This window comes from Bradyrhizobium sp. PRIMUS42 (assembly GCF_023006515.1).
GTDB lineage: Bacteria > Pseudomonadota > Alphaproteobacteria > Rhizobiales > Xanthobacteraceae > Bradyrhizobium.
Window position 1 is genome coordinate 1 of record NZ_JALBGZ010001153.1, and the last position, 1296, is coordinate 1296.

The following is a 1296-nucleotide window of genomic DNA, read 5'->3' on the forward strand; positions in this document are numbered from 1 at the left end:
CGCTGGTTCGCGCCCGCGACGAGACCGAACCCGACTGGGCGGCGGTCGGCCAGCCAGTCGCCGATCTCGTCGACAGCATCGCTACCGACCATCCCAAACCGCCGCCGGCGATATTCACCGGCTCCGCGCCGCCGCAGACGCAGATCGACGGCGTAATCCGCGATTGCGCGCAGCATCTGCTCGGCTCCTACCGCCGAAACGGTTTCCTGCCGACCTATGCCGCCTTCAACCTGATCGGCGATCCCGATTTCCGCGGCCGCGAGCTGATCATGGCGCTCACAGGCCTCAACGCCCGCGGCTACAAGAATTCCTCGCTGCTGTTCAACCTCGCCCGCGTCTTCATCGCGCGTTCGCCGGCACGGGCCGTCGTCAATCCGCCCTGGACCGGCATCGCCGAGCCGATGTGGGAGCCGGTGCAGATCCAGCACCGCTCGGCCTATTACGACGCGTTCTTCATCGAGGCGCTGCTGAGCTATGGCGAGACCGGGCTCGCCTCATCGGCCGACAAGGTCGCGGCAGAGCGCGCCATCGCCGACATGGTGGATTTCTGCGTCAACATCAGCCGCGAGGAGGTCGAGGGCATCGACGGCGCACGCTTCAACGTCATCACCGCGCTGGCGCCCGCGCCGCATCCGCGCTTCTCCCGCTACTTCGCGCAGATCAAGCAGGACCTCGGCTTCGGCATTTACGTGCCTGACTGTGACACCACGGCGTGCTCGATCTCGGCAGCGACGCAGGCCGGCTGCACCGACGCGATCATCGACCAGCCGCTGCTCGATTTCTATTCCGGCTACCAGGTGCGCGCCGGCATCAACGCGCCGCGCGTGACCGTGCCGCTCAACGACAATATCGACTATGAGGGCGGGGTCGCGACCTGGATCGACAATCTCGCGGGCGAGCGTCCCTACGGCAACGACCTCGATCCGACGCTCAATCTCGACATTCTCGAGGTCAGCTTTCGCAACCTCGCACGCTGGAAAATCCTGGAGACGCCGTCGCGGCTCGCCACGGTGCATCGCATCATCGGCTTCCAGAAGCGGCTGGCCGCCAGCGGCGCCTTCGCCAATCCGCGCTCGCACATCTATTACCTGCCGGAGCTCTACAGCGCCTATTTCGGCCGTTGTTATGCGGCCTTCCTGGCGCTGCCGCTGGCGGCGCAGGCCGCGATCGATCCCGCCGGCGATTTCGATTTCGTCCGCCATCGCGTGCTGTCCTACGTCAAGGGCGAGCTGATGGCCGCGGAGATGAACGTGTTCGACGCGGCGCTGGCGCTGATCGCGCTCGGCCATCTCGGCG

1 protein-coding gene is annotated in these 1296 nt (G+C 66.4%); it reads left to right on the forward strand.

The genetic code is table 11. From position 1 onward, the window contains the following. A partial coding sequence (locus MOV75_RS38535; protein ID WP_247008063.1) for a hypothetical protein occupies positions 1–1296 on the forward strand: 1296 nt, incomplete at both ends.